Source organism: Dietzia alimentaria 72, from assembly GCF_000226215.1.
GTDB lineage: Bacteria > Actinomycetota > Actinomycetes > Mycobacteriales > Mycobacteriaceae > Dietzia > Dietzia alimentaria.
The window spans coordinates 193,060-217,539 of sequence record NZ_AGFF01000007.1 but is presented as its reverse complement, the minus strand read 5'-3'; the positions used below and the strand labels follow the sequence as shown (position 1 = coordinate 217,539).

Below are 24,480 nucleotides of genomic sequence, written 5' to 3'. Positions count from 1 at the left end.
CCCTGAACCGCCTAGTGGTCCGCATTTGAAGTCTTCTTACGGTTGGCTTTCTTGAGGACTTCGTCGGCGGTTTTCGTCCAGACGAAGGGGTGGGATCGGTGGTTCCAGCCGTCGATGAAGGCGCGGATCTTCGCGTTGAGGTCCTTGACGGATGTAAAGACCCCACGGCGGATGGCCTGGCGTTCGACGATGCCGAACCACACCTCGACCAGGTTCATCCACGACGCGTGGGTGGGTGTGAAGTGGACCTTGAACCGGGGATTTTCGGCCAGCCAGGCCTTAACGTTTGCGTGCTTGTGGGCGGCGTAGTTGTCCATCACCAGGTGCAGCTCAACTGGCTGACCGTCGGCATCGACGACATGACGGTACGCCCGCTCGATCTGCTTCAGGAACGCCAGGAACTCTTGGTTGCGATGCCGCGGTTTGAGTGCGGCAGTGACCTGACCGGTGGCGATGTCCAGCGCCGCGAACAGGGTGCTGGTGCCGTGCCGGACGTAGTCGTGGCTGCGCCGCTCGATCAGGCCGGGCTGCATCGGCAAGATCGGCTGAGTACGATCCAGTGCCTGGATCTGGGACTTCTCATCCACGCACAACACGATCGCGTTCTCCGGCGGCGCCAGGTACAGGCCGCAGATGTCGGTGACTTTGCCGACCAGCTCAGGATCGGTGGAGAACCGGAACGACTCCGAGCGCCACGGCTTGATCCCGTAGGCACGCCACGCCGTGACCACCGTCGAGGCCGAGACCTTCAACCGTGTCGCCAGCAGCCGCGACGACCAGTGGGTCACGCCCAGAGACTTCGGCGGCGGCATCAAGGTCGCCGTCACGATCTCCGCGTGATCGATCGTGCGCGGCCGACCAGAACGCTTCTCATCAGCCAGGCCCCCGATGCCCTTGTCCTCGTACCTGGACCGCCAGAGGTTCACCTTCGGCCGCGACGCCCCGGCCAACTCGGCGATCTCCGCATTGCGCCGGCCCTCCGAAGCCAGCAGCACGATGCGTGCTCGCTGCACCATGCCTGCCGACATCGACTGCGAGCGCGTCATTCTCTCAAGCTTCTCTCGCGATCGCCGGGACGCAACATCAATGCCGGGGCAGGTCGATTCGCCATGCCCCATGATTTCACAAACCCAACTGTAAAACTACTTCACACGCACGACACTAGTAGCCCTGAACCGCCCCGAGGAAGCGTTTGGTGCGCTCGTTCTGCGGCGCGTCGAAGAACTGCGCAGGCGGCGCCACCTCCACCGCGACCCCGCCGTCGAACATCACCACCAGGTCCGAGATCTCACGCGCGAAGTTCATCTCGTGGGTCACCATGAGCATGGTCATGGAGGAGTCGTTGGCCAGGTCTCGGATCACTTTGAGCACCTCGCCCACCAGCTCCGGGTCGAGCGCGGAGGTGGGCTCGTCGAACAACATGATGTCCGGCTTGGTGGCCATGGCGCGGGCGATGGCCACCCGCTGCTGCTGCCCACCGGACAGCTGCGGGGGCTTCTTGTGCGCATGGTCCGCCAGGCCGACCATCCCGAGCAGGTCCAGCGCCTCCTTGCGCGCCTCGCCCTTGTTCTTGCCCAGCACGTGAACCGGCGCCTCCATGACGTTCTCCACCGCCGTCATGTGCGGGAACAGGTTGAACTGCTGGAAGACCATCCCGATGCGGCTGCGGATCTGACGCAACTGCTTGGTCTCGCGCGGATGCTTGCGCGCGCCATTGGTGTTCCAGAGCTCCCGCCCCTCGACGAGCACCCGGCCCGAGGTGGGGTATTCGAGGGTCATGAGCACGCGGAGAATCGTGGTCTTGCCCGAGCCGGACGGGCCGATGATGGAGATCTTGTCGCCCCGGTTCACCGAGAAGTCGAGCTCGCGGAGGACGTGGTTCTCCCCCCAGTTCTTGCTCACCCTCTCGAACCGGACCATCGGTTCCCCCGGTGTACCGGGTTCAGTGGACGGTGCCATAACGGATCTCCAATCGACGGAGGACGAGGGTGCACGGGACGCTCACGATGAGGAACAGCAGCGCCGCGAGCGTGAACGGTTCGATATAGCGGAACTCGGACTGGCCGATCGCCTTGGCCACCGACATGAGCTCAAAAACGGTGATCGCGGAGAGGATCGCCGAGTCCTTGAACATCTGGATGAGGTAGTTGCCCAGGAGCGGGACCACGCGTCGGACGGCCTGCGGCAGGACGATGGCGGTCCATGTGCGCGCGCGGGGAAGGTTGAGCGCCGTCGACGCCTCCCACTGTCCCTTGGGCACCCCCTCGATGCCCGACCGGTAGACCTCCGCCGTGTAGGCGCTGTAGTTCACGCCGATCACCAGGGTGCCCGTGACGAGTGCACTCATCGTGATGCCGTACTCGGGCAACACGTAGAACACGAAGAAGGCCTGGACCAGCAGCGGAGTTCCGCGGATGAAGTAGACACCGAATCCGAGAACCTGCGACAGGACCGGGATCCGCAGATACCGGAAGACCGCGACCACCAGCCCCAGCGAGGCGGCGATCGCCATGCCGAGGAACGTGATCTGCACAGTGGTGAGCAGGCCCCGGAGCAGGTCGGGGATGATGCTGATCGCGAACGCGTTGTCCCAGATCATCAGCTCACCTCCTGCGTTCGTCCCGTGAGCGCGGTGAGGAATGACCGCTTGTCACGGGTAGGGGCGAACACCCGCTCGAGCGCCGCCACAATCCCGGAGATCACCAGCGACAGCAGGAAGTACAGCACCAGGATGATCGCGTAGATCAGTGCCGTCTCGCCCGTTGAGGACCGGATGAGGCCGGCGTTGAAGGTCAGGTCGGCCACGGTGACCAACGAGACCAGCGAACTGTTTTTGAGCAGGTCCACCATGACGTTGCCCATGGGCGGGAGCATGGCCGGCACCGACTGCGGGAGCAGGATCCGGCGCATCCGCTGGGCAGGTGTCATGTTGAGCGCGATCGCCGCCTCCGTCTGCCCCCGGGGCCGGGAGGCGATGGATCCGCGGACCACCTCGGAGGCGTACGACCCCTCGTTGAGTCCCAGGGCAAGCACACCGGCGAACAGTGCGGTGAGCTGGATTCCGAAGAACGGGAGGGCGAAGAACAACCAGAACAGCTGGACGACCAGCGAGGTGCCTCGCAGGAACTCGACGATGCACGCCGCCGGCCACCTCAACCAACGGTGCGTGGAGAGCCTCGCCAACCCCAGAACAAACGCCACGACCAACGCGAGCGCCGCGCCCAGGACCGTCACCTGGATGGTGGTGATAAATCCCTGCCGGATCAGCGGTAGGTAGTCGACTATCGCATCCATGAAGCCGGGTCAGCCGTCGACGGAACAGAGTTCCTCGGTCGTCACCCCGTCGACGACTGTCGGGTCGAAGCCCCACTTCTCGAGGATCCCGGCGAACTCGGGCTCGGTCTTGAACGCCTCGAGCTCGGTGTTGTAGGCCTCGAGGAAGTCTGCGTCGTCGGGGCGGAAGGCCGCGGAGGATCCGGTGCTGGGGGCGTCCTCGATCGGGTCGGTGACCTCGACGCCGTCGAGCTCCCGCAGAGAGAGCGTGGGCAGGAGGAACGCGTCGATGCGGTCGGCGCCCAGCGCGTCGGAGCCGCCGCGGGCGTCGGTGACGTTGACGATCCGGCCGGCGTCGACGCCCGCCGCCTCGAGGATGCCCTGCTCGAATCCGCCGGGCACCACGCCTACGCGCAGGTCGCCGCGGTCCTTGACATCGGCGATCGTCAGGATGTTCTTCGGGTTGCCCGGCCGGACGCCGAACGACTCGGTGGACACGATCACGGGCGAGGCGTAACTGACCTCGCTGCACCTCGACTGCTTCATGAACAGGCCCGCCGCGATGGCGTCCCAGCGGTTGGCCTTGAGCCCCGGGATCATCGCGTCGTAGCCGGAGACGATGCCCTCGACATTGTCGATCCCCATGCGCGCACAGACGGCTTTGAGCACGTCCGGCTCAGCGCCGGTCACGGTGCCGTCGGCGGCGAGTTCGGTGTACGGGGGCTCGTTGCCGATCGCGATCCGCAGGCCCTCCTGACGGGCGCGTTCGAGGAGCCCGCCTCCGCCGCCGGCCGCGGGACCGCCGGTCTCGGTGGTGGAGCAGGCGGCCAGCGAGCCGCCGACGGCCACCACCCCTCCCAGCGCCAGCGCGCCCCGGAACAATTGTCGTCGCGTGATGTTCGTGCCCATCGGTGCCTCCGTCGTCCGGAAATTAACGTCCATCCGACGGTATGGCCCCCGTCGCGATCCCCGTCACCTAACGGACCAAGCGTGACCTCGCCGTTACCCCGGCATCAGAATGCGCCCCTCCCGAGCGGACGCGGTCATGCCCGTCCCTCATGTGTTCTACCAGCAGGTTCTTGGCGACGACGGGCTCCCCGGCACGCACCGCGTCGGCGATGGCGCGGTGTTCGGTCAGTCGTGAACCAGCGTCCGAATACGTGCCGCTCATCGCGTGCAGGCACATGCTGGTCTCCACCAGGACCGTCTCGTGGACGCGCGACAACCGGGGGCTGCGTGCGGCTTCGACCAGCGCATGGTGAAAGTCGAGGTCCGCCTCCACCATGGCGGTGGACCGGGGTTCATCCGCCAGGGCCGCCATGGCGTCGACCGCCGCGTCGAGCGCACGCGCCGTCTCCTGTCCCAGCCCGAGGTCCAGAACACGGTCGAGAGCCGCGGTCTCGATGGTCGTACGCATGAGGTACATGTCCTCCACCGCCTCGGGCGTCAGGTCGGCGACGAACAGGCCTCGGTTGCGGTGGGAGACCAGCAGTCCCTCCTGGGTGAGCCGCTGCATGGCCTCACGGAGAGGACCGCGGCTCACCTCGAGCGAGCGGGCGAGCGCCGCCTCCCCCATCTGCGCGCCCGGCGGGAACGTCCCGTCGGAGACCGCGCGCCGCAGGGCACGGGCGATGAGCGCGGGCGTGGACTCCCGGATCACCGGGTCGAGGTCGACGGCGGGATCGGAACTCGTCATCGGGCACCTTTCGCGGAGCCGGCGGCATGGATCCGCGGGGCCGGCACCACGTCGCCGAGCGCGGCCTCGAGCGCGGCCCCGGCGCGCACGACGAGCCGGTCCTCGAATCGCGCCCCGACGATCTGCAACCCCACCGGGAGACCGGAGTCGGTCGTGCCACACGGGATGCTCAGCGCCGGCTGCTGGGTCATGTTGAACGGGTAGGTGTACGGCGTCCACGAGGTCCAGTCGGGGCTGTGCCAGTCCGGGGGCACATCGGAGCCCGCGGCGAACGCCGGGATCGGGGTGGTGGGCGTGATGAGCAGGTCATAGGCCTGATGGAAGTCTGCCATCCGTGCGCCGAGCGCCATCCGTACGGCTACCGCGTCGAGGTAGTCGGCAGCGGTGAAGTCGTGATATCTGCCCAGGGCGTCGCGCATCGATGGGTCCACGCGGTCGACCGCGCCCGGGCCGTGGGGCGCCAGGACCGCCGCGAGCCCGGCGAACCACAGCACATGGAACGCGTCGACGGGATCGGTCACGCCCGGATCCACTGCGTCCACCCGCGCGCCGAGCGACTCGAACACGCCCACTGCACGGGTGACCTCGCGCTCCACGTCGGCGTCGTTGCGACCGAATCCCAGCGTCGGGCTGTACGCCACGCGCAGTCCTTCGAGCGGCCTGTCGCCCCGGGTGCCTTCTACTGCCGCGGCCAAGTAGCCGCCGGGGCCGGGCGTCGTGGCGCGGGCGGGGACCGCGGACCAGTCGCGGGGGTCGGGGCGCAGTAGCGCGTCCATGAACGCGGCGGTGTCACCGACCGTGCGCGTCAGGGGCCCCGCGTGCGCGAGGGTTCCGAATGGGCTTGACGGAAACATGGGGATCACGCCGTAGGTGGGCTTGAGCGCGACGATCCCGCAGAACGCTGCCGGGATCCGGACCGAGCCGCCGCCGTCGGTGCCCAACGCGAGGGGGCCGAGGCCCGCAGCCACGGCCGCCGCTGCGCCACCGCTCGAGCCGCCCGGCGTCAGCGCGGGGTCGTGGGGGTTCCGAGTGATACCGGTGAGCGTGTTGTCGGTGACACCCTTCCACGCGAATTCCGGGGTGGTGGTCTTGCCGATCACCACACAGCCCGCCTCGAGGGTCGCCGCGGTGACGGGTGCGTCGTCGGGCCACGAGTCGGGGTCGGCGGCGCCAGGCTTGTCCGCGAGCAGTCGCGAACCGCGCAGGGTGGGAACACCGCGGGTGTAGAAGATGTCTTTGATCGTGGTGGGCACGCCATCGATCGGTCCGATCTCGGAGCCGTCCCTGTACCGCTGCTCTGCTTCGCGGGCCGCCCCCAGCGTCGCGTCACGGTCGAGATGACAGAAGGCGTTGAGTTGCGAGTCGATCAACTCGACGGCGTCGAGTGCGTCGCGCGCGGCGTCGACCGGGGAGAGCTCGCCGGCGCGGAAGCGTTCGGCGAGCTCTAGGGCGGTGAGTGACACGGTCATCTGTGCACCTTCCGTTGGATTGTCGACAATCCTACAGTTGAGCGCATCTTCGTCAAGAGACCCGCCCATCGCGCCCCGGACCGCCCGCGGCCTCCTACCCTGGAGCCATGAGCCACGCCGCCGTACCGGACCTCTCACCCGACCTCGCCGAGGCCCTGCGCCGCGCCGCAGTCGCACCGACCCTGGTGATCGCCTGCGACTACGACGGGACCCTCGCCCCGTTCGTCGACGACCCCACCCTCGCCGTGCCCGCCCCCGGCGGCATCGAGACGCTGATGCGGTTGGCCGGACTGCCCCGCACCACCGTCGCACTGCTGTCGGGCCGCAACCGCGCCGCATTGGCAGAGGTCAGCGGCACGGCCGATCCGGTGGTCCTGGTGGGCAGCCACGGGTCGGAGTGGGAGGGGGGATTCGCGACCCCCCTCGACGACGACGAGGTGACGCTCCTGTCTCGCCTGCACACGGAACTCGGGGAGATCGCCGGTCGCACCCCCGGAGCGCACGTCGAGTCCAAACCCACCGCCGCCGTACTGCACGTCCGGCCAGTGGCCGACCCCGCGGCGCGCGAGCGCGCGATGTCCGAGGCGATGTCCGGGCCGGCGACGCTCGACGGGGTGTTTGTGACCGAGGGCAAGAACGTCGTGGAGATCGCGGTCCGCGAGGCGAGCAAGGGCACTGCGATCGAGAAACTCGTCGAGGAGACCGGCGCCGAACTCGCGGTGTTCATCGGGGACGACGTGACCGACGAACGCGGCTTCGCCCGCCTACGCCCGGACGACGTGGGCATCAAGGTCGGCGACGGCGAGACGGCCGCCGCCCACCGCGTGGCAGATATCCCCGCGGTCATCCGACTGCTGGGAACGCTGGCGGACCTGCGCGATTCGACCCGGTGATCGCCCCGGGGTTGCACGCAGCGTCGCCCCCGGTTCTACACTTAACGACAATGGTTCCCATTACTACGAGAGTGGTGCTCTTGTCGTCGTCTCCCTCCCACAGCATCCGTAGCCCCCGTAACCGTCGTCGAATGGCGCTGGCAACGGTCGCCCTGCTGGGCGGGGGCGCCCTGACGGCCTGCAGCACCTCGGACGCCGGGCCGGGATCGGACAGCCCCGAGATAGTGGCGTCGACGACCGTCTACGCGGACATCGCCGGCCGGGTCGCCGGGGACAACGCGACCGTGCAGTCCGTGATCGCCGACCCCACCGCCGACCCCCACTCGTACGAGGCCAGCCCGGCCGACTCCGCCGCCATGACCACCGCCGACCTGGTGGTCTACAACGGCGGCGGCTACGACTCCTTTGTCGACCTCGCCCTCGACAACGCCGGTGAGGTGCCGGTGGTCCGCGCCGTGGACGAGTACGCACTGGCCACCGGCGAGGAAGCCTCGAACGAGCACGTGTGGTTCAGCCTGCCCACCGCTGCCGCCGTGGCCGAGCGGGTGGCCGACGAACTGGCGGAGATCGACCCGGACAACGCCGACGAGTACCGGGACAACGCCCGCGGGTTCACCGAATCCCTGACCCCGCTCGAAGAACGACTCGACCGCATCCAGCATCGCGGGCACCTCGAGTACGTCCAGACCGAGCGGGTCGGCCAACACCTGTTCGACACCGCACACCTGGTCGACCTCACGCCACGCGGATTCCTCAACTCCGTCGAGGACGACACCGACCCGTCCGCAGCCGACCTCGCCGCCATGCTCTCCCTGCTGGACGATCGGCGGGCCACCTTCCTGGCCTACAACGCTCAGACCGAGACCTCCGTGACGGCCCGGGTCCGGAAGGCTGCCGAGGAGGCGGACCTCGTCGTCGTCGACCTCGCCGAGACACTCCCCGAGGGCGCCGACTACCTCGGTTGGATCACCGGCATCGTCGACGAGGTGGCCGCCGCGACCGCCGACGGACCGCGATGACCGTCGGCGGCGATCACGTCCGCGGGATCCCCGGCCCCGGACCTGTCGTCTCCCTGCAGGGGGTGACCGTCTCACGCGGCGGCCGCACCCTCATCCGCGACCTCGACCTCGAGATCAAACCAGGCGAGTTCGTCGCCGTTCTCGGACCCAACGGCGCGGGCAAGACCACACTGCTCAAGGTGCTGCTCGGCGAACACCGACCTGACACCGGCTCCGTGCTCGTCGACGGCCGCGCCCCCGGCCACCGCGGCACCCACCTCGGCTACGTGCCGCAGCAACGCGCCTTCGATCCCGGCATCACCCTCCGCGGGCGCGACCTCGTGGGACTCGGCATCGACGGCACTCGATGGGGCCCCGGTTGGCCCGGCCGACGCGCCGAGAAGCAACGGATCGTAGAGGACTCGCTGGAACGACTCGACGCCCGCAAACTCGCCGACAAACCCCTCGGCCGCATGTCCGGCGGCGAGCAGCAACGCGTGCGCGTCGCCCAGGCCATTGCGTGCGACCCCTGCGTCATGTTGTGCGACGAACCCCTGCTGAGCCTCGACCTCACCGGTCAACGCACCGTCGCCTCGGTACTCGATCACCGCCGGCGCGAGGACGACACCGCCATCGTGTTTGTCACCCATGAGATCAACCCGGTGCTGCCGATGGTCGACCGGATCGTCTACCTGGTCGACGGCCGACACCGCATCGGCACGCCCGACGAGGTGTTCACCACCGAGGTCATGTCCGATCTGTACTCGTCCCCCGTCGAGGTCCTGCGGGTCCGCGGGCAGATCGTTGTGGTGGGCGATACCCACCACCTGGTGACCGAACCGTGGTCCACCGGACATCACCACCACGACGACGACCACGGAGCCCACTGATGGACCGACTGCTCGAGATCTTCGGGTCTATCGGCGACACCGAGGTCACCGCACACCTGCTGCAGCAGGACTTCGTGCTCTACGGCCTCGCGGCCATCGCGCTCCTCGGGCTGCTGGCCGGAGCGATCGGCCCGTTCGTCGTGATGCGGCAGATGTCGTTCTCCGTCCACGGGGCCAGCGAACTCGCCCTGACCGGCGCCGCCGCCGCCCTGTTGTTCGGGCTCGACCTGGGGGCTGGCGCGATCGTCGGGTCCGTGATCGCTGCCCTGATGTTCGGGATGATGGGCTCCCGCGCGTCCCAACGCGACTCCTCCATCGGCGTCGTCCTTGCGTTCGGCCTCGGCCTGGCCGTACTGTTCATCCACCTCTACCCCGGCCGGTCCGGAACCAGCTTCTCCCTGCTCACAGGGCAGATCGTGGGCGTGTCCGAGCATGGACTGGTGCAGATGGCGGTGGTCGCGGCCATCATCTGCGGCTCGCTGATCTTCCTCTACCGACCGCTCGTCTTCTCCTCAGCCGACCCCGAGGTCGCCGAGGCGCGCGGCGTGCCCGTGCGGGCGATCAATATGATCTTCGCCGTCCTCGTGGGGCTCGCTGCCGCCCAGGCCGTGCAGGTGGTGGGCGCGCTGCTCGTACTGTCCCTGCTCATCACCCCGGCAGCCGCCGCGGCAGCCGTCACGTCCAGCCCGCTGCGCGCGATCGGGCTGACGATTCTGTTCGCCGAGGTCGCGGCAGTCGGCGGGATGCTGCTGTCCCTAGCGCCCGGTGTCCCGGTCTCGGTCTTCGTCACCACCATCTCGTTCCTGATCTATCTGGCCTGCCGGGCGGTCGGCGCGCTCCGCCGCTGACGCACCCGCCCGTCGCCGGCGCCCGCCCCTTCGTCACCCCCGCCGCTCGCCCGCGCCCGCCCCTCGCCCGCGCCCGCCCCTTCGCCGCGCAGAGGAAAACGCCTGCATCGACCGAGTGGCGTTGCACGAAATCCTCTGCTCGGCGCTCTAGCGTCTATCGGGTGAGCCCCGACCCCGCACCCGCAGCCGACTCGTCCCCAGAAATCAATGCAATCCGTGCCTCGTACCCCGCGCTGACCTGGGACCGGGCCACGCGGATCGAGGAAGGTTGGGACCACGTGGTGATTCTCTGCCACGGATGCAGTGGAGACGACGCGTTGGGCCACACCAACCTGGTGTTCCGGTTCCCCACCGATGAGCAGGCGCACACGCAGTTGCCCGCCGAGATCGCGGTCCTCGACCACCTGGCCGGCCGTGTAGAGGCATCGATTCCTCGCTACACCCACGTGCCCCACGGCCTGGCATTCGCCGGCTATCCGTTGATCAGAGGGGACCGCCTCACCCCGGAGTTGTTCCACCAGTTGCCCACCACAGAGAAGACGCTGATCGCCAGCCAACTCGGCGCCCTACTGGCGGCATTCCACCTGCAGGACACGTCAGCGCCGCCGATGGACCTGGTTCCGCACTCGTACCAGCCCGAGAACCTGGACTTCGTCCGCGGGATCGTGGAGAACAACCTGCCGGACGTTTTCACGGCGGATGAGATGCGCACGGCACGCGAGATCTGCGACGAGGTGGCCGCGTTGCAGTCCACGCTTCTGCCGAGGGTGTTTCTGCACTACGACATCCATGCGCGGCACCTGTATTGGGATCGTCGCGGTGCGCAGGGAGAGTCCGAGCCAGGCCGCCTGGGGCTCATAGATTTCACCGATATGTGCCTGGGCGACCCGGCCATCGACTTCGCGGAGCTATACGAGTACGGCCCACGATTCGTCGGGGACGTCCTGGCCAGGTATGTCGGCCCGGTGGATGCCACGTTCCTCGACCGGGCGTGGACCTACCAGCGGCTGGCGGGGCTCTACACGCTCGCCGGCCACCTGTACTACGGCGAGGAAACGTGGGCGTACGCGCGGGCGACGTTCGACCGGTGTCGGTCGCCCCGCCGCCCGCGGGCCTAAAGACAGTCAGCCCTTGATGCGACGCTGACGCGAGAACTCGGACAGCACCACACCCGCGGCGACGGAGGCGTTAAGGCTCTCCACTCCCGAGGCAATGGGCACGGACAGGATCGAGTCGCAGTTCTCGCGGACGAGGCGGGACAGGCCCTTACCCTCGGATCCCACCACGATCACGGTGGGGCCGGTGCCGTCATAGTCGTCCAGGGACACATCGCCATCGGCGTCGAGGCCGACGAGCTGCGCGCCCGACTTGGCCCAGTCCAGCAGTGTGCGGTTGAGGTTGGTGGCCCGGGCGACGGGCAGCCGCGCCGCGGCTCCGGCAGAGGTCCGCCAGGCCACCGCGGTGATCGAGGCACTACGTCGCTCCGGGATCAGCACACCATGACCGCCGAATGCCGCGGTCGACCGAATCACGGCGCCGAGGTTGCGGGGGTCCGTGATGTTGTCCAGCGCGACGAGCAGCGCGGGTCGCGACGAGTGCATGGCGCTCTCGATAAGGTCGTTCGGGTCCGCGTACTCGTAAGCCGGGACCTGCAGTCCGATCCCCTGGTGCATGCCGTTGGACGTCATGCGGTCGAGATCATTGCGCGGCACCTCGAGAATCGAGATCCCCTTGTCGGCCGCGAACCGGACGGCCTCGGTCAGTCGCTCGTCGTTGTCGGCGCCCACGGCCACGAACAGCGCGGTGGCCGGGACACCGGCCCGCAAACATTCGACCACGGGGTTGCGGCCCACGACCAGCTCGGGACCGTCCGCCTTCTTCTCTGCATACCGGCGACGCTGCTGCACGCTCTGCGCCTTGCGGTCCGCCGACTTAGCCTTGCGGTGGGCCGCGTGGTACGTGCGGTCCTCCGCCTTGGGGGTGGCGCCACGCGCCTCGAGTCCACGGCGACGCTGGCCGCCGGAGCCGACGACCTGGCCCTTCTTCGTACCGGTCTTGCGAATCGCTCCGCGCCGGCTCGAGTTGCCCGCCATATCAGTCCTTCCGGTTGGCGAGCGACCACTTCTGGCCGTCCGCGGTGTCGGCCACCTCGATGCCCGCCGCGACCAGTCGGTCACGGATGGCATCGGAGGTGGCGAAGTCCTTGTTCGCCCGCGCGTTCTCACGGGCGTCGAGTTCTGCCCGCACGAGTAGGTCGAGTGCGGTCAGGGCGGCGTCGTCCCCGCCCCCGCCGGCGGCCCATTGGGGATCCAGCGGATCCACGCCCAGCACCGAGGTCATCGCCCGGATGGAAGAGGCAGCCTCCAGAGCGGACGCCGTGTCCCCGGCGGAGAGTGCGGTGTTTCCGGCCCGGACGCGGCCGTGGATCTCGGCCAGTGCGGCCGGGACCCCCAGGTCGTCGTCCATCGCGGCGGCGAATCCGTCTGTCCAGGTGCCCACCGGCACCTCCTGCGCCTCGGCGACGCGCTTGACCAACGCTTCGATCCGCCGGTACCCGGCGGCCGCCTCGTGGAGCGCCTCCGGCGAGTACTCGAGCATCGAGCGGTAGTGGGCGCTACCGAGGTAGTAACGCAGTTCAACCGGCCTGACCGAGGTGAGGATATTGGGCACACTCAGCACGTTGCCGAGCGACTTGCTCATCTTCTCACCGGCCATGGTCACCCAGCCGTTGTGCATCCAGTAGCGGGCGAAGCCGTCACCGGCGGCGTGGGACTGGGCCGCCTCGTTCTCGTGGTGCGGGAACTGCAGGTCCAGGCCGCCACCGTGGATGTCGAAGGTGGCGCCGAGGTACCAGGTGGCCATGGCCGAGCACTCGAGGTGCCAGCCGGGCCGTCCGTCGCCCCACGGGGTGGGCCAACTGGGCTCACCCTCCTTGGCCGCCTTCCAGAGGGCGAAGTCCCTCGGGTCCCGCTTGCCGCGCAGGTCCGCGCCCTCCCCCTGGTCGACTTCGTCGAGTCGGTGTCCGGACAGGTGACCGTAGTCGCCCTCCGGCGCCGCCGACCACGCGGCCACGTCGAAGTAGACGGACCCCTCGGCCGGGTAGGCGAAGCCGCGCTCGATGAGCCGCTCCATGTACTCGATCATCTGCGTGATGTGGCCGGTCGCCCGTGGTTCGGTGGACGGCGGCAGCACGCCGAGCGCGTCGTAGGCGCGGGTGAACTCGCGTTCGTGGGTGGCGACCCACTCCCACCACGGACGACCGTTCTCGGCAGCCTTGGTGAGGATCTTGTCGTCGATATCGGTCACGTTCCGCACGAACGCCACGTCGAGTCCGGAGGCCTGGAGCCAGCGGCGCAGCACGTCAAAGGCCACGCCGGAGCGGACGTGCCCGATGTGTGGGACCGATTGCGGGGTGGCGCCACACAGGTATACGGACGCGTGACCCTGACGGACCGGGGTGAATTCCCGGAGGGAGCGGGTGGCGGTGTCGTACAGATGGAGCGTCACGGTGGCCGAGTCTACCGGTGACGGGGCCGTCCGCCCGCCTCGTCGCGCGCGGTGTGGGGCAGTCAGGCGCGGTAAACCAGCGCGGTGGCGACCGCGGAGACACCCTCAGCGCGGCCGGTGAAGCCCAGACCATCGGTGGTGGTGGCGGAGACGGAGACGGGGGCGCCAATGATCTCCGACAACCGCTCCTCGGCCTCGAGGCGACGCGGGCCCATCTTGGGCCGGTTGCCCACCATCTGTACGGCCCCGTTGCCGATCGCCCACCCGTGGGCCGCGAGTTCGGCCACGGCCTCGTGCAGCAGACGTTCGCCGGAGACGTCGTCATACTCGGGTCGCCCGGTCCCGACCAGTGTGCCCAGGTCTCCGAGCCCGGCGGCGGACAATAACGCGTCGACCAGCGAGTGAGCCACTACGTCGCCGTCGGAGTGCCCCTCGCAGCCGTGGTCGTCGGGGAAGTGCAGGCAGGCCATCATGCAGGGCTTGCCGGGTTCCACGCGGTGCGCGTCGGTGCCGATGCCCACGCGGGGGATCACTGGTTCGGTCACTGGTTCTCCTGGGGTCGGGCGGGGCCCGGGGGGACGCCCGCGAGGTCCGTGAGTGCGCGGGCCCGGTCCTCCGCGGTGGTGATCTTGAAGGCGGCCGGGTCGCCGTCGACGGTGGAGACGCGCTCGCCGTACCGTTCGACCAGACCCGCGTCGTCGGTGGCCACGTCCCCGATGGAGTCGTAGGCGGCGAGCAGGATGGCGGGGGTGAAGCCCTGCGGTGTCTGGACGGCGCGGAGAGCAGAACGGTCGGGCGTGCCCACCACATAACCCTCGTCGTCGACCTGTTTGACCGTGTCGATCACGGGGATCGTGGGTACTACAGCGACCCGGCCGGACCGGACCGCCTCCACCACGCGCCGGACGGGCGCCGCAGGGGTGAGGCAGCGTGCGGCGTCGTGCACCAGGAGAACGTCATATACCGCGGCGCCGTCCGGGTGGGCGGCGCCCAGTGCCGCGAGGCCGTTGCGGACGGAGTCGGTGCGCTCCGCGCCCCCGGTGGTGACGACGACGAGGTGGTCGTCTCCCGCCAGGGCCGCGAGCATCGATTCGGCCTGCGCGACGCGGTCGTCGGGGACCACGGCCACCACGTCGTCCACGACCCCGGAGGCGAGCAGCCCCTCGACTGCCCGCTCAAGCATGGTGCGGCCGCTGAGTTCGACGAACGCCTTGGGCATCCCGGCGCCCAGGCGAACCCCCGCCCCGGCAGCGGGAACGACGGCGGCCACCCGGCCGGTGGGGGCGGGGTGGCCGTCAGTGTGGTGGTGATTCACCAGGTAACGCTGTGTTCTCGGGAGCGAGTCACGCGGGGGCTGCGGAACCGAGGACCTCGTCCAGGAGCGCGTCCGCGCGCTCCTCGTCGGCACCTTCGGCGAGCGCGAGCTCACCCACGAGCACCTGACGGGCCTTGGCCAGCATGCGCTTCTCGCCCGCGGACAGGCCGCGGTCGAGGTCGCGGCGCCAGAGGTCACGAACGACCTCGGCCACCTTGTTCACGTCACCGGAGGCGAGCTTCTCGCCGTTGGCCTTGTAGCGGCGGGACCAGTTGGTGGGCTCCTCCGCGTGCTCGGTACGCAGGACCTCGAAGACCTTGTCGAGCCCCGCCTCGTCGACCACGTCGCGCACGCCCACGTATTCGGCGTTCTCGGCCGGGACCTTGACCGTGAGGTCGCCCTGCGAAACCTTGAGGACGAGGTATTCCTTCTCGGTGCCCTTTACCGTCCGCATCTCGATCGCCTGAATAGTCGCGGCGCCGTGATGCGGGTAGACGACGGTGTCGCCGACCTTGAACTCCATGAGTGGCTTTCCCCTTTCGACGGACCCAGCTTAGCACGGCCTCAGTTCAGGCGTTTTCCGTTTGCGCAGGTCAGCAACCCGAACGGTCGGAGAACTGCTTGGGAAGGGTGTGACGGGACCACTCTGCCGCCGGTCCGGACCGGCCGTGGACTACGATGAGACCGGCCTGAGAGACGACCATTCCCCCGAGGAGCCTGACGTGACTTCACCGAACACTGGCCTGCGCCGCACCGCGCTCGTAGTCCTGGCCGTGGGTGCCGCCCTCGGGGCGTCGGCCTGCGGCTCCGGGCAGATATCCCAGACCGCCAACCAGGTTGCTGCGGTCGACGGTGGCAACGGTTCCGTCGGCGACCTCAACGTGAACGATCTCCTGGTGACTCTGGCCGAAGACGGTGGTGACGCCCGCGTGGGGTTCGTGGCTTCGTTCTCCGGTTCCGGTCTCGGCGAGCCCATCTCCCTGGAGAGCGTCGAGATCGACGGCAAGAAGGCCCAGCTCGGCCAGACCAAGCCGATGGAGCGCGGCTGCTCGGTCGTCGTGGACGCCCGTGAGAACGCCGAGCCGGCGCCCGCACCCGACGGCATCTGCCTGGAGACGACCACCGCTACCCTTTCTGACGCCGGCGACCTGAAGATCGGCGTCTCCGTTCCCGCGACCGTGAGCTTCTCCAACGGCGAGCAGATCGACACCGAAGCCGCCGTGATGGGGGACATCATCGAGGTCGGCGAGTACACGCGTCCGACGGAGTACGTCGGCGAGTCCGAGGAGCACTGACACGTCCGCCCTCTCCGCCCTCTCCGCCCGAGCGGCTGACGGTTCGCCCGTGGACCCGCAGATGCGTGCCGTCCTTCGGCGGTTAGCCCCTGGCACGCCCCTCCGTGACGCACTTGACCGGGTCCGCCGTAGCGGGACCGGCGGCCTCGTCGTGCTCGGTGACGACCCGCAGGTGCGAGCGATCTGCGACGGTGGCGTGGAGTTGGATGTGGAGTTCACCCCAGCCCGGCTGCGCGAGTTGAGCAAGATGGACGGTGCGGTGGTGCTGGCCACCGACGGCACGCGGATCACCGGTGCCAACGTCCACCTGGTTCCCGACCCGTCGCTGCCCGCCGTCGAGACGGGTACCCGTCACCGCGCGGCCGAACGGACCGCACTGCACACCGGGGTTCCCGCTGTGGCCGTGTCCGCGTCCATGACCACCGTGACTGTCTACGCCGGGGGGCTCGCCCGCGTGTTGGCCGACCCGGTGGTGCTATTAGCCCGCGCCGATCAGACCGTCGCCACCATGGAGCGCCATGTCGCGCGCACGAGCCGCGCCCGGGCTCGTCTCGACCGTGCTGAGCTCGGCGGCTACGCCGCGATCCGCGATGTGGTGACGATGGCACAGATGCTGCTCCGCCTCGAGCGACTGGGCTCTGAGCTGGCCGAGCTGGCGGTCGAGATGGGCGAATACGGACGCCAGACCACGCTGCAGCTGGAAGAGCTACTCTCCGACACCCCCGACGAACTGTGGGGGCTGGTCGCGGATCACCTCGTGGTGGGGCCGCCAGGGCAGGACCCGCGTCCGATCCCCACAGCCGAGCAGGTGCAGCTGGGGCTCCAGCGTCTTGACTCCCTCACCGACGCGGACCTGCTGCTCCCGGCGCCGGTGGCTCGATGCCTGGGGCTACCGGCCGAACCCGAGGACCTGGACGAGCAGGTCACCGCGCGCGGGCACCGGATGCTCGCCCATATCCCCCGCCTCCGGCCCGTGCAGATCGCCGCGCTGGTGGAACGCTTTGGGTCTGTGCCGGCGCTCCTGGCCGCCGAGCAGTCGGACTTCGCGGACGTCGAAGGGGTGGGCTCGCTCTGGGCACGCCACGTTCGTCAGCGACTCACCGGCCTCGGCAGCAGCTGACCGACACGGCATCCCGTAGGACGGCGCGTCAGGCTTCTGGTGCCTCTACCACGTTGAATGTGGCGGCAGGGCTGAAGACAGTCCCGACCAGCGCGTACACCTGGTAGGCGCCCACCTCGACGGGCGTACGGTCTGCCTCCGAGCACGAACCCTCCGCCGAGCGGCGGCCGGTCCAGTCGATCTGCCGCGGCTCCGGAATCTCGGGACGAAGTTCTACCTTGTCCTCGTCACGGGGCGTGGTGCAGTCGATGCTTGACCACACCTTGACGTTGGTGTCGAGACGGTAGACCTCGAACGACAACGGGGCCTCCGACAAGTCCCGATCGCACGTCGTGTCCGACACGTTGGCGATGTTGACGAAGAAGCGGACGTCCTGGCCCTCCGGCACATTCGGCTCGGCGGGCCAGACGTTCAAGCGCAGGTCCTCGTCCGCGCATCGTCCGCGGGAGGCGCCACCATCATCCGGCTCGGTTGTCTCGCTGACGGACGACTCCGAGGTATCGACCGCCTCTGACGAGCCGCTCTCTCCGTCGGCCGCGTTCTGCTGCGTATCGGTGCCACTGTCCCGGGACGCCAGGAACAGCGCCAGAATCACCGCCAGGACGGCGATGACCGCGACGACGACCGCGGCGACGCGGCGACGCACATAGACTTCACGCGGTAGATCGCCCTGGGGTTCCTGCACGAGCCCAACTCTATAACCGACCCGCACACCGTCTCCACCTGCGGCGTGGCGTGTCCTGCGAACAGTGGTCTCAGATCGCCACCATCTCCTCGCCCGGGCCGTGTGCCACGTCGTCCACGTCGCCGATCACACTGCGCAGGTAGGCCCGGCCATCACTGAGCTTGTAGGTCACGCCGACGATCGCGAGTTCCCCGGCGTCGATCCTTTCGCTGATGATCTTCGACCGCTGCTCGAGCAGTTCTCCCGTCTCCAGGATGTGCCGCGCCTCGAAGTCGTCGGTGGTTGTGAGTCCCTCGCGTCGACCGTTGAGGATCGACGGCGACACCTTTTCCACCACATCCCGAAGGAACCCGGGCGGGATCTCGCCCGTCTCCAACGCCTCGACAGCGGCGGCGACGCCGCCACAGTTGTCGTGGCCCAGCACCACGATCAGCGGCGTGTCCAGTAAGTGGACCGCGTACTCGATCGAACCGAGCACCGCCGTGTCGATGATGTGCCCGGCCGTCCGGATCACGAAAAGATCCCCTAGCCCCTGATCGAAGATGATCTCGGCCGCCACCCGCGAGTCCGAGCACCCGAACAGCACGGCCTTGGGGTGCTGCGCGGCGACGAGGTCCTCCCGCCGCTGGGTATTCTGACTGGGATGACGCATCTCGCAATCGACAAAACGGTGATTGCCGTCGCGCAGCGAGGCCCACGCACTGATGGGATTGGTATGAGGCATGGCTCATATTGTGCACCGGCCCGCGAAGGTGCCGACCGTTGACCTCCTTCGATACCCCGGCGCTCCTCTCCTGGTTCTCCGGAGCTGGACGCTCCCTCCCCTGGCGCGAGGACGGGGTGAGCGCCTGGGAGATCCTGCTGTGTGAGGTTATGAGTCAGCAGACACCGGTGGCCCGGGTGGAGCCGGCCTGGCGGGCGTGGCTCGAACGCTGGCCCGGCCCTGCCGAACTCGCGGCCGCCGCACCAGGCGACGTGATACGTATGTGGGGCAAGCTCGGTTATCCCCGGCGTGCGCTGCGGCTGCGGGAGTGCGCTGCTGTCGTCGTCGAGAAGTTCGGCGGCGAGGTTCCCACCGAGGTCGACGACCTGCTCTCCCTCCCCGGCGTCGGCGACTACACCGCGCGCGCCGTGGCCTGCTTCGCGCACGGGCAGGCCGTCCCGGTGGTCGACACCAATGTGCGGCGCGTGGTCGCGCGCGCGGTCAACGGGGTGGCCGAGGCCGGGCCGCCGTCCAACCGTCGCGATCACGCCGCCGTCGAGGCCCTGCTCCCCGCAGGGCGGGAGGACGCGGTGGCGTTCTCCGTGGCGATCATGGAGCTGGGGGCGCTCGTGTGCACCGCGCGCTCTCCTGACTGCGACGTCTGCCCGATCGCTTCATCGTGCGCGTGGGTCGCCGCCGGCCGCCCGGCCTGGGACGGCCCGCGGCGCCGGACGCAGACCTACGCCGGCACCGACCGCCAGGTCCGCGGGATGCTGCTCGACGTCCTGCGCGACGGCGACGGCACTGCGACCGCCGCGCGGCTCGACGCGGTCTGGCCGGATGAGGCCCAGCGGGCGCGCGCGCTGGCCTCGCTTGTCGGCGATGGGCTGGTCGAGCGCTCCGACGGTCTGTACTCGCTTCCGACCTGAGCGCGACTGAGGGTAGCCTGACCTATATGGCCGTCGTGAAGATCAATGCCCTCAATGTCCCGCCGCAGGCCGGCTCCGAGCTCGAGCGCCGCTTCTCCGAGCGCGCGCACACCGTCGAGAACTCCCCCGGATTCCTCGGTTTCCAACTGCTGCGCCCCACCGGCGGCGAGACCCGGTACTTCGTCGTCACCACCTGGGAGGACGAGGAGTCGTTCGCCGCGTGGCGTGACGGCGACGCCCGCGCCGCACACAAGGGCGAGCACGGCAAGCCTGTCGCGGAGGGCGCGAACCTGTTGGAGTTCGACGTGGTGATGGACGTCAAGCCGTCCGCCTGACCGGCCGGTAGCCCCTCGTCCCATGGACCGGATCGCGCAGCAACCTTTCGGCATCGCCTTTGCCGCACTCTTCGTGATAGTCATGCTGCGCGCCAATGCCACCTACTGGTTAGGCCGTGGAGCCTTCGGCGGAGGCCACCTCAGTCGGCGATTTTCCCACCGTCTCGAAGGCCCCACCGTGCAGCGGGCCCAGCGATTGGCCGCACGGTACGGGGTGGTCGCGGTGCCACTGTCCTTCCTCACCGTGGGGGTGCAGACCGCGGTCAACTTCAGCGCAGGCTTCGCGGGTATGCCGCTGCGCCGCTACCTACTGGCAGTGACCGTAGGCTCCGCACTATGGGCGCTGCTGTACTCCACGGTCGGCCTGGTTGGGTGGGCGGCGATCGCGACAGTCTGTGAACGGATCGCCGCCTGACCTGGCAACCCGGGCCCGAGGCTACGGTTCAGCTTAGGGCAGTGCGCCCACCACGGGCGCCAGGTCATCAGCGAACCGCTCGTCCACCAGCGCCTTCAGATCGACAGCGTTGATCTGGCCGTCCTCGGTGAACACGTCGGCCAGTTCCTGTTCGCTGGCGATCGTGTCCGCCAGCGCGACCGGCACCCGGCTACTACGGCCCTGCGAGAGCTCGGCGGCCTCCGGTGAGATGCCCACCGCCTTTCCGTAGTAGTCCGCCCACCCGGTCGGGTCCTCTGCCGCCCACTTCCCTGCCTCGCCGATCCGGACCAGCAGGTCGGCGATCGCGGTCTGTCGGCGCGGGTCCGCCAGGGCCTCGTTAGACGCCACGCCGAACCCGAACCCGTTGGTCGTCCCGGCCGCGGTGGTAAGTGTGCGGACGTCGGAGGTGGTCTGGGTGATCGCGGTGTACGGATCCCAGATGGCCCACGCGTCAGCGTCGCCGCGGGAGAATGCCGACCCCGCTTCGGCGGGCTGGAGGTACACCAGCTCCACGCCCTCCGGGTCGACCCCGGCCTTACGGAGCTGCAGCAGCAGGTGGCCGTGGGCGGAGGTCCCCTTGGCCACCAACACCTTCTTGCCGACCAGGTCCACCACGGACTGCACGTCCGAGTCGGCCGGAACAAGGATCTGGTCGCCCTCCCCGTCGTTGGCGTAGGCGGACACGACGGACGCGCGCGCCCCGGCCGCGGTCCCGAACACAGGCGGGGTGTTTCCGGTGACGGCCACGTCGATTTGCCCGGCGTTGAGCGCCTCGATCTGCGGCGGTCCGGAGGTGAAGGTGGAGAACTCCACTTGGTAAGACAGGCCCTCGAGCTGCCCTGACGCGGTCAGTAGCGCCTCTGTGCCACCCTTCTGGTCCCCCACCCGCAGCACGAGGTCGGACAGCTCCGCCGGGTCCACCCGGTCCGGGACGGGCGCCTGGGCCTGCGACTCCCGGCTGGCGCATCCCGCACCAGCGATCATCACGACCACGGCCAGCGCGAAGAGTGCGATCAGTACCGAGTGTCGCCTGCGGATATCGGAAACGGTGGTGGTCATATCGAATAGTCCTCGTCTGAGTGGTCGACGCCCAAGGCATCGAGAAGTGATCGTCGGTGGTGGCCGATCTGCCCGCCGCCGCGGGGTCGGTCAATCGTCTCGCTGTGCGCGACGGCGCCGTGGTCCAAAACGAGGGCCCTGTCGGCCAACGCGATCGACTCGTCGATATCGTGCGTGACCAGCAGGATCCCCAGTCCGTGGCGGCGCCACAGCCGCAGTAACAGGTCGTGCATGGAGCGCCGCGTGAGCGCGTCGAGCGCGCCGAATGGTTCGTCGAGCAACAGCAGCGAGGGCTCAGCGACAAGGGCGCGGGCCAACGACGTGCGCTGGGCCTGCCCGCCGGACAGCTCGCCCGGGTAAGCGTCCTCCCGGCCGGCCAGCCCCACCTCGTCGAGCATCTGCGACACTCGATCGGTCTTCTCAGCGCGGCCCACGTCGACCCGGTTGAGCCCGTGGCGCACGTTGGCGGCGACGGTGCGCCACGGCAGAAGGCGGGCGTCTTGGAACACCACGGCGGGCGCCCCGTCGATGTAGGCGGTGCCGCCGTGATCGTGGTCGAGCCCGGCCAGGATTCGCAACGCGGTCGACTTACCGCTCCCGCTGTGGCCGAGCAGCGCGACGATCTGCCCGCGCGGAATCTCCAGGTCGAGCCCGTCGAGAACGGTGGTGCCGTCGAACTGCCGGGTGACATCGTGCAGGGCCCCGGCCGGGGTGAGAGTAGTGGGCATGGATGTCCTCCGGGGAGTGTGGGCGGTCGTCAGCGGTAGTGCCGCAACGCTCGGGCCTCGGCGGCACGGACGAGGGCGTCGGTGGTGATCCCCAGCAGGGCGTACACGATTAGACCCACGATGATTACGTCGATCCGGAAGAAGTCGCGGGCGTTCATGATGAGGTATCCCAGGCCGGTGGTGGCGTTGAGCTGCTCGGCCACGATGAGCGTGAGCCACGCGATCGCCAGCGACTGCCGTACTCCCACCAGCACCTGCGGCGCGATGGACGGCAGGACCACCTCGGTTAACCGCTGCCGGTGCGACAGGCCGAACACCGTGGCCATATCGAGCAGCTTCGGGTCGACCTGGCGCAGCCCCGAGGCGGTGTTGAGGTAGATGGGGAAGACCACACCCAGTGCGATGAGCAGCACCTTGGGCGCCTCACCGATACCGAACCACAGGATGAACAGCGGGATCAATCCCAGGTGGGGCAGTGCTCGGAGCATCTGCAGCGGCGGGTCGAGGATCGCATCCGCGTAACGAGCCGAGCCCACCAGCACTCCCAGTACGAGCCCCGCGACCGCTCCCAGCGTGAAGCCCTGCAGGACACGAAGACTGGATACGGCCAGGGCGTCCACGATCTCCCCTGAAGCCAGGAGTTCGACCGCGGATTCGGCGATCAGCTGGGGCGCCGGCAAAGTCCGCTCAGGGAGGACTCCGGTAGCCGCGGCCAACTGCCAGACCACGATAAGCACAAGCGGGCTGAGCCACCGCAGCCAGGTGAGACCACTGTGTCGTTGTCGTCGTCGTGGTCTTCTCCCGGCGCCGAGCGGCGGGGGCCCGTTCGTGGTCGGGCCCGGCTCAGTGCTCGTGGGTGCGATTGCGGGCGACACCGTGCCCGGGGCGTCCATCGGGGAGCCGAACGGGGCGGGCGGTGGTGCCACGGCAGGCTGCGAACGTACGGTCGTGGCCACGATCGGTCCCCTCTCCAGTGGGTCAGCCGCCGACACGGGCAGGCTCTCGGGTGTGCGAGGCCGGACGGGCCGACGCGGTGGCCGGGCCCGCAATGTCGGATCCGGAGCCGGCGAACGGCACCGCTCCGGGGTGCTGGGCGGAGCCGCCGGCGGCGTGCGGCGGGGTCCACAGGCCGCGCCGCGCGAGCACCGGGAGCACGCCCTCGCCGAAGGTGAAGGCCTCCTCCAGGTGTGGATACCCGGAGAACACGAAGTGGCTCAGGCCCAGCTCCGCGTACTCCGCGATCCGGTCGGCCACCTCCTCGTGCGATCCCACCAGCGCCGTACCCGCGCCTCCGCGAACCAGCCCAACGCCGGCCCAGAGGTTCGGCGCGATCTCCAGCGAGTCGGTCCGACCCCTATGAAGATCGAGCATCCGGCGCTGGCCCTCCGACTCGCTGGCACGCAGAGACGTCTGCACACGCTCAATGTCTGCCGGATCGATTCCCCGGAGGAGTCGTTCGGCCTCGGCCCACGCCTGCTCCGAGGTGTCGCGGGAGATCACATGGAGTCGGATCCCAAAAGACGGCTTCCGACCGTTCGCGGCAGCCGCCACCCGGACGCGGGCGAGTTTCTCCGCAACGGAGACCGGGGACTCGCCCCAGGTCAAGTAGGTGTCCGCGTGGCGCGCGGCTACGCGGATGCCGGCAGCGGAAGAGCCGCCGAAGAAGATCGACGGGGTGGGGTCGGGGCGTCGCCCCAGCATGGAGTCGACAACAGTGAGGTGGTCACCCGTGAACGAGAACGGCTCCGGCGAAGCCCATAGTCCGCGTACGATCTCTAGGAACTCGTCCGCCCGGGCGTAGCGGCCCTGCTTGTCGAGAAAGTCCCCGTAGGCGCGCTGCTCGCGTGACTCCCCACCGGTGACCACGTTGAGCAACAGTCGGCCGCGGGTCTGCCATTGGAAGGTCGTCGCCATTTGCGCGGCGAGGGTGGGGCTCATCAAACCGGGCCTTACCGCCACGAGGAACTTGATTCGCTCGCTAGATTCGGCGAGCAACGCCGAGGTCAGCAGCGCGTCTTCGCACCACGCACCGGTCGGCGTGAGTAATGACTCGAACCCGTTGTGCTCGGCTGCGGCCACGATCTGCCGCAGGTACGGCAGGGTCGCGGGCCGGTCGCCCGACATGAAGGTGCCGTGGCCTCCGGCTACAAGATTTCTCGAATCGCCGTACGTGGGTAGGAACCAGTGAAAGTGCAGAGCCTCGTTCACTGGGGTGGGGTCGGTCGGATGGTCGGCCACAGATGGCTCCTCGGGTCGATCTCAATGTGGGACCGACCTATCGTGAAGCTGGCGGCTCCGGAA

Annotated in this window: 27 protein-coding genes and 1 pseudogene; 10 read left to right on the top strand and 18 right to left on the bottom strand. The window is 68.8% G+C overall.

Annotated features, from left to right (window positions below; genetic code table 11):
* Positions 1–11: 11 nt before the first annotated feature.
* The 7 genes from ON04_RS03470 to ON04_RS03440 form a co-directional block, all read right to left on the bottom strand.
* A complete protein-coding gene (locus ON04_RS03470) occupies positions 12–1,118 on the bottom strand; it encodes an IS630 family transposase (RefSeq protein WP_141564611.1) in 1,107 nt (368 codons plus the stop codon).
* A 43-nt stretch (positions 1,119–1,161) separates the two neighbouring features.
* Positions 1,162–1,920 carry an amino acid ABC transporter ATP-binding protein gene (locus ON04_RS03465; RefSeq protein WP_010540191.1) on the bottom strand — a complete coding sequence of 253 codons (759 nt, stop codon included), beginning with the start codon at positions 1,918–1,920 and terminating at the stop codon, positions 1,162–1,164.
* 22 nt (positions 1,921–1,942) lie between these two features.
* On the bottom strand, positions 1,943–2,599 hold the full coding sequence (gene ehuD / locus ON04_RS03460; protein ID WP_010540190.1) for an ectoine/hydroxyectoine ABC transporter permease subunit EhuD: 657 nt from the start codon (positions 2,597–2,599) through the stop codon (positions 1,943–1,945).
* Complete coding sequence (ehuC, locus tag ON04_RS03455) at positions 2,599–3,294, bottom strand: ectoine/hydroxyectoine ABC transporter permease subunit EhuC (RefSeq protein WP_010540189.1); 696 nt, start codon at positions 3,292–3,294, stop codon at positions 2,599–2,601. Before ehuC ends, ehuD begins: the two co-directional genes overlap by 1 nt.
* Before the next feature lie 9 nt (positions 3,295–3,303).
* On the bottom strand, positions 3,304–4,182 hold the full coding sequence (gene ehuB, locus ON04_RS03450; protein ID WP_010540188.1) for an ectoine/hydroxyectoine ABC transporter substrate-binding protein EhuB: 879 nt from the start codon (positions 4,180–4,182) through the stop codon (positions 3,304–3,306).
* Between the two features lie 67 nt (positions 4,183–4,249).
* Positions 4,250–4,969 carry a GntR family transcriptional regulator gene (locus tag ON04_RS03445; protein WP_010540187.1) on the bottom strand — a complete coding sequence of 240 codons (720 nt, stop codon included), beginning with the start codon at positions 4,967–4,969 and terminating at the stop codon, positions 4,250–4,252.
* The gene (locus ON04_RS03440) at positions 4,966–6,438 is read right to left on the bottom strand and encodes an amidase (protein ID WP_010540186.1); all 1,473 of its coding nucleotides are present in this window, start codon (positions 6,436–6,438) and stop codon (positions 4,966–4,968) included. Before ON04_RS03440 ends, ON04_RS03445 begins: the two co-directional genes overlap by 4 nt.
* A gap of 107 nt (positions 6,439–6,545) precedes the next feature.
* On the opposite strand from ON04_RS03440, the gene otsB reads away from it, so the two are divergent.
* The 5 genes and pseudogenes from otsB to ON04_RS03415 all read left to right on the top strand — a co-directional run bounded on the left by otsB (position 6,546) and on the right by ON04_RS03415 (position 11,185).
* Positions 6,546–7,331: a trehalose-phosphatase gene (gene otsB, locus ON04_RS03435; RefSeq protein WP_010540185.1), complete on the top strand. Its 786-nt coding sequence runs from the start codon at positions 6,546–6,548 to the stop codon at positions 7,329–7,331.
* A 131-nt stretch (positions 7,332–7,462) separates the two neighbouring features.
* On the top strand, positions 7,463–8,350 hold the full coding sequence (locus ON04_RS03430; RefSeq protein ID WP_010540184.1) for a metal ABC transporter solute-binding protein, Zn/Mn family: 888 nt from the start codon (positions 7,463–7,465) through the stop codon (positions 8,348–8,350).
* 107 nt (positions 8,351–8,457) lie between these two features.
* A pseudogene (locus ON04_RS03425) lies at positions 8,458–9,219 on the top strand (metal ABC transporter ATP-binding protein); the annotation flags it as partial.
* Positions 9,219–10,067, top strand: a complete 849-nt coding sequence (locus ON04_RS03420; RefSeq protein WP_010540182.1) for a metal ABC transporter permease — start codon at positions 9,219–9,221, stop codon at positions 10,065–10,067. The pseudogene ON04_RS03425 and the gene ON04_RS03420, both read left to right, overlap by 1 nt.
* 161 nt (positions 10,068–10,228) lie before the next feature.
* Positions 10,229–11,185 (top strand): aminoglycoside phosphotransferase family protein, encoded by a 957-nt coding sequence (locus tag ON04_RS03415; RefSeq protein ID WP_238529220.1) that lies wholly within the window; start codon positions 10,229–10,231, stop codon positions 11,183–11,185.
* Positions 11,186–11,191: 6 nt separating this feature from the next.
* Here the strand turns inward: ON04_RS03415 and rlmB are convergent, their stop codons facing one another.
* From rlmB to ON04_RS03390, 5 genes are all read right to left on the bottom strand, one after another.
* Entirely contained in the window at positions 11,192–12,160 is a 969-nt protein-coding gene (gene rlmB, locus ON04_RS03410) for a 23S rRNA (guanosine(2251)-2'-O)-methyltransferase RlmB (protein ID WP_010540180.1), read from the bottom strand.
* A 1-nt stretch (position 12,161) separates the two neighbouring features.
* The gene (gene cysS / locus ON04_RS03405; protein ID WP_010540179.1) at positions 12,162–13,574 is read right to left on the bottom strand and encodes a cysteine--tRNA ligase; all 1,413 of its coding nucleotides are present in this window, start codon (positions 13,572–13,574) and stop codon (positions 12,162–12,164) included.
* A gap of 62 nt (positions 13,575–13,636) precedes the next feature.
* Positions 13,637–14,119, bottom strand: coding sequence for a 2-C-methyl-D-erythritol 2,4-cyclodiphosphate synthase (gene ispF / locus ON04_RS03400; protein WP_010540178.1), 483 nt, complete (start codon positions 14,117–14,119; stop codon positions 13,637–13,639).
* Positions 14,116–14,889 carry a 2-C-methyl-D-erythritol 4-phosphate cytidylyltransferase gene (gene ispD / locus ON04_RS03395; RefSeq protein ID WP_010540177.1) on the bottom strand — a complete coding sequence of 258 codons (774 nt, stop codon included), beginning with the start codon at positions 14,887–14,889 and terminating at the stop codon, positions 14,116–14,118. The genes ispF and ispD overlap by 4 nt, the downstream gene beginning before the upstream one ends.
* 28 nt (positions 14,890–14,917) lie before the next feature.
* Positions 14,918–15,412, bottom strand: a complete 495-nt coding sequence (locus ON04_RS03390) for a CarD family transcriptional regulator (protein ID WP_010540176.1) — start codon at positions 15,410–15,412, stop codon at positions 14,918–14,920.
* Positions 15,413–15,611: 199 nt separating this feature from the next.
* Between ON04_RS03390 and ON04_RS03385 the strand changes: the two genes are divergently transcribed.
* Together ON04_RS03385 and disA are read left to right on the top strand one after the other, a co-directional pair.
* The gene (locus tag ON04_RS03385; RefSeq protein ID WP_033444038.1) at positions 15,612–16,184 is read left to right on the top strand and encodes a hypothetical protein; all 573 of its coding nucleotides are present in this window, start codon (positions 15,612–15,614) and stop codon (positions 16,182–16,184) included.
* Between the two features lie 61 nt (positions 16,185–16,245).
* A complete protein-coding gene (gene disA / locus ON04_RS03380) occupies positions 16,246–17,304 on the top strand; it encodes a DNA integrity scanning diadenylate cyclase DisA (RefSeq protein ID WP_010540174.1) in 1,059 nt (352 codons plus the stop codon).
* Positions 17,305–17,332: 28 nt separating this feature from the next.
* Here the strand turns inward: disA and ON04_RS03375 are convergent, their stop codons facing one another.
* Both ON04_RS03375 and ON04_RS03370 read right to left on the bottom strand, forming a co-directional pair.
* Positions 17,333–17,989, bottom strand: a complete 657-nt coding sequence (locus ON04_RS03375; protein WP_010540173.1) for a hypothetical protein — start codon at positions 17,987–17,989, stop codon at positions 17,333–17,335.
* A gap of 70 nt (positions 17,990–18,059) precedes the next feature.
* A complete protein-coding gene (locus ON04_RS03370; protein WP_010540172.1) occupies positions 18,060–18,713 on the bottom strand; it encodes a carbonic anhydrase in 654 nt (217 codons plus the stop codon).
* Positions 18,714–18,751: 38 nt separating this feature from the next.
* On the opposite strand from ON04_RS03370, the gene ON04_RS03365 reads away from it, so the two are divergent.
* The 3 genes from ON04_RS03365 to ON04_RS03355 are packed head-to-tail and all read left to right on the top strand — an operon-like array spanning position 18,752 to position 20,371.
* Positions 18,752–19,621 (top strand): HhH-GPD family protein, encoded by an 870-nt coding sequence (locus ON04_RS03365; protein ID WP_010540171.1) that lies wholly within the window; start codon positions 18,752–18,754, stop codon positions 19,619–19,621.
* Positions 19,622–19,647: 26 nt separating this feature from the next.
* Entirely contained in the window at positions 19,648–19,956 is a 309-nt protein-coding gene (locus ON04_RS03360) for an antibiotic biosynthesis monooxygenase family protein (RefSeq protein WP_010540170.1), read from the top strand.
* 22 nt (positions 19,957–19,978) lie between these two features.
* On the top strand, positions 19,979–20,371 hold the full coding sequence (locus tag ON04_RS03355) for a DedA family protein (protein ID WP_010540169.1): 393 nt from the start codon (positions 19,979–19,981) through the stop codon (positions 20,369–20,371).
* Positions 20,372–20,404: 33 nt separating this feature from the next.
* On the opposite strand, the gene ON04_RS03350 is transcribed toward ON04_RS03355, so the two are convergent.
* The 4 genes from ON04_RS03350 to ON04_RS03335 all read right to left on the bottom strand — a co-directional run bounded on the left by ON04_RS03350 (position 20,405) and on the right by ON04_RS03335 (position 24,417).
* The gene (locus ON04_RS03350) at positions 20,405–21,451 is read right to left on the bottom strand and encodes an ABC transporter substrate-binding protein (protein WP_010540168.1); all 1,047 of its coding nucleotides are present in this window, start codon (positions 21,449–21,451) and stop codon (positions 20,405–20,407) included.
* Positions 21,448–22,179 (bottom strand): ATP-binding cassette domain-containing protein, encoded by a 732-nt coding sequence (locus ON04_RS03345; protein ID WP_010540167.1) that lies wholly within the window; start codon positions 22,177–22,179, stop codon positions 21,448–21,450. The genes ON04_RS03350 and ON04_RS03345 overlap by 4 nt, the downstream gene beginning before the upstream one ends.
* A 29-nt stretch (positions 22,180–22,208) precedes the next feature.
* Positions 22,209–23,072, bottom strand: coding sequence for an ABC transporter permease (locus ON04_RS03340; protein WP_081477121.1), 864 nt, complete (start codon positions 23,070–23,072; stop codon positions 22,209–22,211).
* Between the two features lie 85 nt (positions 23,073–23,157).
* A complete protein-coding gene (locus ON04_RS03335) occupies positions 23,158–24,417 on the bottom strand; it encodes an LLM class flavin-dependent oxidoreductase (RefSeq protein WP_010540165.1) in 1,260 nt (419 codons plus the stop codon).
* Positions 24,418–24,480 lie beyond the last annotated feature (63 nt).

Bases quoted from the DNA above. Each gene is read 5' to 3' on its own strand.
- ehuD (WP_010540190.1), bottom strand. From the start codon at position 2,599: ATGATCTGGGACAACGCGTTCGCGATCAGCATCATCCCCGACCTGCTC.
- ON04_RS03350 (WP_010540168.1), bottom strand. From the start codon at position 21,451: ATGACCACCACCGTTTCCGATATCCGCAGGCGACACTCGGTACTGATC.
- otsB (WP_010540185.1), top strand. From the start codon at position 6,546: ATGAGCCACGCCGCCGTACCGGACCTCTCACCCGACCTCGCCGAGGCC.
- rlmB (WP_010540180.1), bottom strand. From the start codon at position 12,160: ATGGCGGGCAACTCGAGCCGGCGCGGAGCGATTCGCAAGACCGGTACG.
- disA (WP_010540174.1), top strand. From the start codon at position 16,246: ATGCGTGCCGTCCTTCGGCGGTTAGCCCCTGGCACGCCCCTCCGTGAC.
- ehuC (WP_010540189.1), bottom strand. From the start codon at position 3,294: ATGGATGCGATAGTCGACTACCTACCGCTGATCCGGCAGGGATTTATC.
- ON04_RS03390 (WP_010540176.1), bottom strand. From the start codon at position 15,412: ATGGAGTTCAAGGTCGGCGACACCGTCGTCTACCCGCATCACGGCGCC.
- ON04_RS03345 (WP_010540167.1), bottom strand. From the start codon at position 22,179: ATGCCCACTACTCTCACCCCGGCCGGGGCCCTGCACGATGTCACCCGG.
- ON04_RS03440 (WP_010540186.1), bottom strand. From the start codon at position 6,438: ATGACCGTGTCACTCACCGCCCTAGAGCTCGCCGAACGCTTCCGCGCC.
- ehuB (WP_010540188.1), bottom strand. From the start codon at position 4,182: ATGGGCACGAACATCACGCGACGACAATTGTTCCGGGGCGCGCTGGCG.
- ON04_RS03465 (WP_010540191.1), bottom strand. From the start codon at position 1,920: ATGGTCCGGTTCGAGAGGGTGAGCAAGAACTGGGGGGAGAACCACGTC.
- ON04_RS03420 (WP_010540182.1), top strand. From the start codon at position 9,219: ATGGACCGACTGCTCGAGATCTTCGGGTCTATCGGCGACACCGAGGTC.
- ON04_RS03430 (WP_010540184.1), top strand. From the start codon at position 7,463: ATGGCGCTGGCAACGGTCGCCCTGCTGGGCGGGGGCGCCCTGACGGCC.
- ON04_RS03370 (WP_010540172.1), bottom strand. From the start codon at position 18,713: ATGCCTCATACCAATCCCATCAGTGCGTGGGCCTCGCTGCGCGACGGC.
- ON04_RS03470 (WP_141564611.1), bottom strand. From the start codon at position 1,118: ATGGGGCATGGCGAATCGACCTGCCCCGGCATTGATGTTGCGTCCCGG.
- ON04_RS03340 (WP_081477121.1), bottom strand. From the start codon at position 23,072: ATGGACGCCCCGGGCACGGTGTCGCCCGCAATCGCACCCACGAGCACT.
- ON04_RS03360 (WP_010540170.1), top strand. From the start codon at position 19,648: ATGGCCGTCGTGAAGATCAATGCCCTCAATGTCCCGCCGCAGGCCGGC.
- ON04_RS03445 (WP_010540187.1), bottom strand. From the start codon at position 4,969: ATGACGAGTTCCGATCCCGCCGTCGACCTCGACCCGGTGATCCGGGAG.
- ON04_RS03355 (WP_010540169.1), top strand. From the start codon at position 19,979: ATGGACCGGATCGCGCAGCAACCTTTCGGCATCGCCTTTGCCGCACTC.